This window comes from Methylobacterium mesophilicum (assembly GCF_022179445.1).
Classification (GTDB): Bacteria; Pseudomonadota; Alphaproteobacteria; order Rhizobiales; family Beijerinckiaceae; genus Methylobacterium; species Methylobacterium mesophilicum.
This window is the reverse complement of the sequence record NZ_BPQU01000071.1, coordinates 1-6,761: the sequence shown is the minus strand read 5'-3', so window position 1 is coordinate 6,761 and position 6,761 is coordinate 1. Positions and strand designations below refer to the sequence as shown.

The window sequence follows — 6,761 nt, the reverse complement described above, 5'->3', positions numbered from 1 at the left end:
CGCCAGCCAGATCGCCTACCCCGCGCGATTCAACCCGCCAGGGCACGGCTCTAGCTGTGACGGCGGAACAGGCGCGTGGGTTCGCAGCCGCATACGGCCTGCCGCCCGCCATCCTGGCCCGGTGCAGCATCCTGTTCTGCCTGGAACTGGTCTCGTATCACTACGCGCTCGGCATTAATCCGCGCGTGATCATCGAAGAAGTGCTGGCCCTTGAGGGTGCCGACCACCGGCCACGCGGGACGAAGCGGCCGGAGCGGTTCCGCCGTGATGAGCTACGCGGCTTGTGGAAGACGCATTTCTTCGCGGCGCACTTCTTCCCGAAGAACGTGCTCAATGCATTGAACAGCGGGTCATTCGATGCTGCTATCTCAGCGATCAGGGACCCGGCGAATGCACCGGAGAGCGAGACCCACGAGGAGTACGCGCACCGGCTAAGCTCTGAGATCAGCCGTCTCGTCGTGGAAGGGGGACTCGACGATCGTAAGAGCGCGGGCCGCCTAACCGGGGAATGGGTGATCTACGCGCCGCACGAGACCGGCAACCACTATCTGTCGCTAGGGATGCACGATGAGGGTGACACCGTGATTCGGGAGAAGATCATCCGCCACTGCGTGCCTGAGTACCCGTTCCTGGGCGAGTTGATGCGAATCTGACGACCCCGATTTAGGAGCGCGTCGAACTGTGATGTCCGCAACGGGCTGATTTCCGCCTGTCCGCTTTGAGACGCGAGTTGGCAGGAGCAGACACCATCGGCACGGTCTCTCACGGCCCTCCGCGGGCATTCAGCTCCAAGCTCAGTTGGGACAGAACGCGAGGCGGTGTTCGGCGCACACGTGAAGCCGAAAAAGGGCTCTGGCACTAGATCCGCTTAATAAATTCTAAATCGAACGGTATGTGTCAATTTAGGATCGCCCTTATGATCGAGCGACGCAACGACCCAAGGCTACGAACCTATCTAGGGGCTAAAATTTCCTTTGACGCCAACTACTGTGTTGTCGATTGTCTTATGCGCGATCTATCTCGAAACGGGGCAAAGCTCGTTCTAAGTGAGACGGCGATCCTACCAGCCTATTTCGATCTCATTGTGCCAAAGAAAGGCTGGAAGCTGCGCGCTGGACTAGTATGGCGTGACACCGATCGCGTTGGCGTTGCCTTCCTTGATAGAGGCAACTTATGAGCGCACATCAGCCCCGTCAGAGTAGGGCCAAAAGCTAAGCGTCTTGGTTCGCAGCAGATCGTGATCAAGCGGGATAACCGCTTTCCATCCCAAGCTGAACTCGCTGGGCGGTCATCAATGGCTGCTCCTGAGAGCCGCCAACGGCGGTTCGGATGGCTGGCACAGGTCGAAACCGGACGATTGTTGCGGTCGAATCTGGCAAGCGGGACTCGCGGTGGCTTCAAAGCCCTCCCTGCCAGATGCGATACGGCAGTTGGGAGAGGCTCTGAGCGATATGATCCCGACGCGAAAAAGCCCGGCTGTGAAGCCGGGCTTGCAAGGTACGTGAAGCACGAGAGGCAGATCGGCACCGGGGTTCGAGGCCCCGGTGCTCGTTCATGATGCGGCTTAGAAGTCGCGCTGGACGCGCATGCGGAACGAAGACACCGAGTCCTGCGTAGCGGTGGCCGGAACAAAGGTTCCCGCATTGATACCCGCAACGTTGTTGTATGCGGTCGGGCTCTTATCCTTGTCGATCACGCGACCGTTCTTGACGCCGATCTGGGTGTAGTAGCCCTCGACACCGATATCGAGGTCCTTAACCGGCGACCAGATCAAGCTCGCGCCGGCGACGATCTGGTAGGTGTCGCGAAGCGCTTCGCTGAGGTTGAAGAATCTCGTCCCAGGCGTACCGACGGCATTGGCACCGTATCCACCTGCGCCGCCGAGAGAATTCACGAGGGAATAAACAGCACCTTGCGAAGCGCGGGCTTTCTGAGAGAAGTCCATCTCGCCGTAGCTGGCGAAGACGGCCGAGCGCCACTCAGGCGTCCAGTAGTGCAGGTACGAGCCGACGACCGTGAAGCTCTGCGACCGCTCCATCTGACCCGTGATCGGATTGATCGTCGCGTCGTTGAAGAACTGGTTGAACTTCTGGCCCTGGATGGTAGCGGCGTTCTGCGAGTAGGAGCCGCTGAACGAGGAGTAGCCGGTGTAGAGCTGCGCGCCACTGCCGTACGCACCCTGCAGATAGAAGGCGTCGCCCGGAGCAATGAACGGGGTGTTAATCTTCACACCGCCCTGCACCGCATAACCATAGGAATTGTTGGTATGGGGGATGCTGGCGAACGGACCGCTTCCAACGCCGCCGGCCTGCGTGCCGTTAGTTCCGTTTGCTAGGTTGCCGACGTTAAGCTCGTGCACCGCAGCCGAGACCTGAGCAGAGCCCCAGGCTTGGTCGAGGCGAAGGGCGCCGACGAAGTCGGGCATCCGCGAGCGCTGGATCGCGTCCACAAAGCTGTACCGGCTTGGTGCCGCGCCATTATAGCCGACGATCACCGGGGACGGGGAAACCGTCTGAGCGAAGTTGGCAATGTTCGCGTTGACCGTAACGCCATTGGGGTTGAGCGAAGGCGAGTAGATCGGGCTGCGGCGGAAGACCGGGTCTTCGGCCGAGATCGTGGCTGACAGGCCGTTGCCGAGGGTGGCGGTGTAGGCGAGCAGGTTGGTGGATGCGATGTCCGAACCCGCGGTGGCACCAGCAAACTCGAAATCGTGGGCGTAGAAGTCGAAGAACGACGAGGCACGACCGGCGGTTAGGCCGGCGAACTGGATGAACGCCTTGTCGACGTTGGCGAACTGCTGGTCGCGGCCGAAGCTGTCGATGCCGAGGCCGGGATAGGCTTGGCCGATACGCTGCTGGGTTCCGGAGGTGCCGACGCCGGAATAGCCGGTGCGGGCGCCGGCATCGAGGCGCACGAAGGCGCGCAGGGTGCCGTAGGCGGTCTGGGTGCGGGCATCGAGGTTGATGCGCAGGCGACCCTGGTAGCCCGAGGTGTCGCCGCCGTTGCCATACTGGCGCGAGTAGCTGGTCATGTAGCCGCCCTCGAACCGGGCGCGGCCGGAGAGACGAAGGCAGGTGTCGGTGCCGGGGATGTAAAAGAAGCCGGCGCCGTAGGCCGAGCAGACGCGGACATACTCGATCGGGACCGCCTTCTTGACCGGAAGGTCGGCGGCGTGTGCGGCTCCGATCGCCGCGAAGGCGGCTGCGGAACCGAGCAGTGAGCTCTTCAAGAGCTTCATCGACATCTCCAAAGCTTCGAGACCCATTGGTGCAGCTTCGCCCGGTTGATCCGGATCACGCCGCTTAGTGCGTTCGGCCTGCGTCTGACGGCAGGCTCCTGCGGGCTCTCGCTTGGCGATGCCCCCGTGCAGGTTCACCATGTGGCATCACGTTTCTGCGGGCAACGACGATTCGCCTCTCAAGCCGTGGTTCCTGTGTGATGTTGCTGGCTCGCAACATTCCAAGAAGGCATTAGCCGGCAACAGCTTGTTCAACGAGCACGCATGCTATCGTAGCGACCAGATATGCTGCCGTTGCGAGCGGCGGTGGCAGCTGGATGATGATAGGCGGCACCGAGGTGCCGGTTCTCCCTGTTTCTGCCGGGCATGCGAGTTCCATCGTGCTCGGAACCGAGCAAGAGCCCCAGCGAGCAGGAAATGAAATTCGCGGATAAGCGACCATGATTGAGGACTATGAAAATCAATCGATTTTAGACCAAAAACAAATTGTTATAAGACACTACGGGCTGCTGGATCCATTAGACTGGGCATCGGATTGCGATGATGAAATTGATAGATCTAGGAAATTGTGGAATAATCTCGTCGATATTCATGAAACATACGCTCAAAAATATTATGACCTTATATTGAAGGATAAATATCTAAAAGAAGCGAAGACGAACTATGAAAAACTGCAGGAGAAGTTAGCGTCGCTTGCTGCTATTTCACAAGCCAAGAAGCTACTTGCGTTGACTCAGAAGGAAGTCTCGAAAAGGATGGCCTCCGAGCTTCGAGATTTAGAGCTGGCTCGGCGAGAGGCGGTGAAAGTCGCCAGACAGAACAGCGGCCTTTGGTGGGGGAACTACAACCCACTCGTTCGAGCCTTCGAGAACGCTCGCAGTGCAGCAGTTCGTGGCGGTCATACCATGCGCCGCCGTGCACCCGGCGGGAACAGCCGTATCACGAACACACTACAAGGCGGCGCCGACGTCGAGCAGCTGTACGATGGCAGCCTGAGCCAGGTGATGATCCGCCCACCATCGGGCCGGGCATGGTCTGCAGAAAGCCGTGGCGAGCGACGACGGCTACAACGGACGCGGCTCACCGCTACCGTGTTCGTTCAATCCGGCGAGCGCCGCAGCGTCACGTGGCCCATGGTGATGCATAGGCCGATTCCCGACGATTGCCGGGTGAAAGAGGTGATCATCACTCGGCGTCGCGTCGGCGAACAGTGGAAATGGGCGGCCAGCTTCATCTGTACGCGGGCACCAGGACCTGCGGCTCCGCTACCAGCCGGTGCCAAACCACTCGCTGTCGATATCGGATGGCGCCGCGTACCCGATGGGCTTCGCGTCGCCACGGTCTCAGCGGCGGATGGTTTGCCGCGCTTCGTCGTTCTCCAGAAGGATCTGCTCGAGGCTTTCGCGTTCACCGATGAGTTGCGAGATCGCGTTCAAACGAGTGCGCGTGTCGGTCTCGAACTGCTGCAGGCGACTGATGCAACCCGGTTCGAGCAGCCGTACCAAGAGATGCTCATTACGCTGCAGCGCCGCGAGGAGGGCCGATTCACTGGGTTAAGGGAGTTCACCCGGGGCCCATTTTTCACGGCGCAATCCCGGGACGCTGTAGGAGCCGAGATTGCCGCGTGGCGAAAGGCGTACACGAAGCTCGTCACTTGGCTCAGCAACCACCAGCGGAAGGTGGTGGCGCGCCGGAATCATCAATATCAGAACGCCGCCATTGAGATCATAGAGAGCGCATCGAGCGTCGTCATCAACGACGTCAAGTTCGCGGATATCGGACGGCGCAGCGATCGAAGCGCGGAAACGAACTTCTTTCCGCAACGCGTGAATTACTACCGAGTGGCGGCAGCGCCTTCTGAACTTGTCCGATGCCTGAGATTGCAGGCGACTAAGCGCGGCATTCCTTTTTCCAAGGAAGCTGCCCCATCCCCGGTCGGCTGCCCCGAATGCGGATCAACGGCTCGTAAGAGCCGTGCTGACGCAATGCCACAGACTTGTGAGGCGTGCGGCACGAGTTTTGACCAAGATGTTGCGACATGTAGGTCGCTTCTGGCGCGAGTCGAGGTAAAGCGATTAGCCAAGTAGACTCGACTATACTGCCAATAATTATGGAATGTAGAAGTTTTTGCTACGAAGCGGCAAAACACGCGTCATGGGCTTGTGCAGGAGGACGACGAAGCCGTCAAGGCAATAGTGGCTTCAGCTCTGCGCATTCGACATAGATGGCCTCAACGTCCAGCCTCAGCTGCTGCTCGGAGGCCGTGGCGGACTGAGGCTCTAGGTGTCTGGGTGGGTGACGTGGCCGACTAGGCGGTCACCTGAGATGTGGGAAGCGGTCCTTCCGCCATGGTCTTAGCGGTGTTGATGGCGTCGATCAGCAGTGCGGCAAGCTCTTGGTACGCCAGTTCGTACACCATCGTGTTCTTACGGCACTTGATGCTCGTGTTGGTGAGCCAGATCGGGGCGAGGGGGAATGGCCCCGGCTCCCGCTTTGATGCAGCCGTGGTGATGTCCTCATGAAAATGCCGGATGCGGTTTGCGAGCTTGGCGAGCCGGTCATGATCCGAACCGTCGTTGTCCTCGAACATCGGCTTCGCCTGCGTGAACACGCGGCTGAGCGCGGCGAGGCGGGATTGAGCAGCGCCGAGTTGGAGTATGCAGTTCTCGAATCGTGCGACGGCGATGGCGTGAGTGCTGGTCATGGACCGGCTCGGAAGCGCCGAGACGTAGGCCAGCGTCGCGAGACATGCCTCCCGATATTCGATGATCGCAGGCCCGGCATGCCGAATGAAGCTGCCGATCAGGATCATGCTGGCCTTCACCCGCGAATCGTCTGGTGCATTGATCGCGCGGTTGAGGATGAACGACAGGATGTAGTCGTCCCTGACCGACAGGTCCGGAGCCGAGAGCGGGCAGGGGTCTCTCCGAAGACGGTCCGAGCGGTGAAGGGCGCAAGGAACTAAAGGTCAGAATCCTACGCTCAGCTGAAAGCCACGCGCTCTATGGCCTAGGTTCACACCGCCCCCCTGGGGGTGCTCCAGCTGCTTCACGTGATTTACCCCCTAAGCTCCTCCCTGAGTGCCACACGAAAAAATCAAGGAAAGTCAGGCCGCATAAGGATTTGGTAACCATTCTGATTGGCCGCCGAGAACGCTCTATAGGTATGCGCTCTGGACGCCCCGCCCGGAAGCTGGGGTGTCGTATTGCGGTGCGCCAAAAATGGTGCATTTCTGCCACCCTGGCGGTTGGTTGCTACTTCCTCCCGACCTTTAGACTACCAATCCTTCGCTAACCGTAGGATATTTCCTGCGTTGGGACGGGCGGGCTCCGTGGGGGCGCTCGGCACACCGGAAGTCGGCGGCCGCCAATGGCGAGCAGACCGGCAGGGTCGTGCCGAATGCGGGACGGATGCCTTGAGACCTTGGGAAGGAATGAGAAAATGATGAAGAACTGGCTCGCGGCCGGAGCGGTCGCGCTCACGGTCGGCATGACCTCGACGATCGCTCAGGCGCAGACCACGA

5 protein-coding genes are annotated in these 6,761 nt (G+C 60.1%); 3 read left to right on the top strand and 2 right to left on the bottom strand.

Translation table 11 applies throughout. The features are described from left to right. Positions 1-653, top strand: a 653-nt coding sequence (locus tag MFF40_RS28165) for a hypothetical protein (RefSeq protein WP_238263120.1), incomplete at its 5' end; no start/stop codon positions are given. Between the two features lie 239 nt (positions 654-892). Next, positions 893-1,177: a PilZ domain-containing protein gene (locus MFF40_RS29005; protein ID WP_368858857.1), complete on the top strand. Its 285-nt coding sequence runs from the start codon at positions 893-895 to the stop codon at positions 1,175-1,177. 387 nt (positions 1,178-1,564) lie between these two features. Here the strand turns inward: MFF40_RS29005 and MFF40_RS28160 are convergent, their stop codons facing one another. Continuing rightward, a complete protein-coding gene (locus MFF40_RS28160; protein ID WP_238263122.1) occupies positions 1,565-3,238 on the bottom strand; it encodes a porin in 1,674 nt (557 codons plus the stop codon). Positions 3,239-3,678: 440 nt separating this feature from the next. On the opposite strand from MFF40_RS28160, the gene MFF40_RS28155 reads away from it, so the two are divergent. Further along, positions 3,679-5,325: a transposase gene (locus tag MFF40_RS28155; RefSeq protein WP_238263118.1), complete on the top strand. Its 1,647-nt coding sequence runs from the start codon at positions 3,679-3,681 to the stop codon at positions 5,323-5,325. 221 nt (positions 5,326-5,546) lie between these two features. Here the strand turns inward: MFF40_RS28155 and MFF40_RS28150 are convergent, their stop codons facing one another. Next, on the bottom strand, positions 5,547-6,050 hold the full coding sequence (locus MFF40_RS28150; protein WP_238263116.1) for a hypothetical protein: 504 nt from the start codon (positions 6,048-6,050) through the stop codon (positions 5,547-5,549). Between the last annotated feature and the right edge of the window lie 711 nt (positions 6,051-6,761).

Excerpts from the sequence above, each read along its gene's own strand:
- MFF40_RS28150 (WP_238263116.1), bottom strand. The coding sequence starts at position 6,050 with ATGATCCTGATCGGCAGCTTCATTCGGCATGCCGGGCCTGCGATCATC.
- MFF40_RS28160 (WP_238263122.1), bottom strand. The coding sequence starts at position 3,238 with ATGAAGCTCTTGAAGAGCTCACTGCTCGGTTCCGCAGCCGCCTTCGCG.
- MFF40_RS28155 (WP_238263118.1), top strand. The coding sequence starts at position 3,679 with ATGATTGAGGACTATGAAAATCAATCGATTTTAGACCAAAAACAAATT.
- MFF40_RS29005 (WP_368858857.1), top strand. The coding sequence starts at position 893 with ATGTGTCAATTTAGGATCGCCCTTATGATCGAGCGACGCAACGACCCA.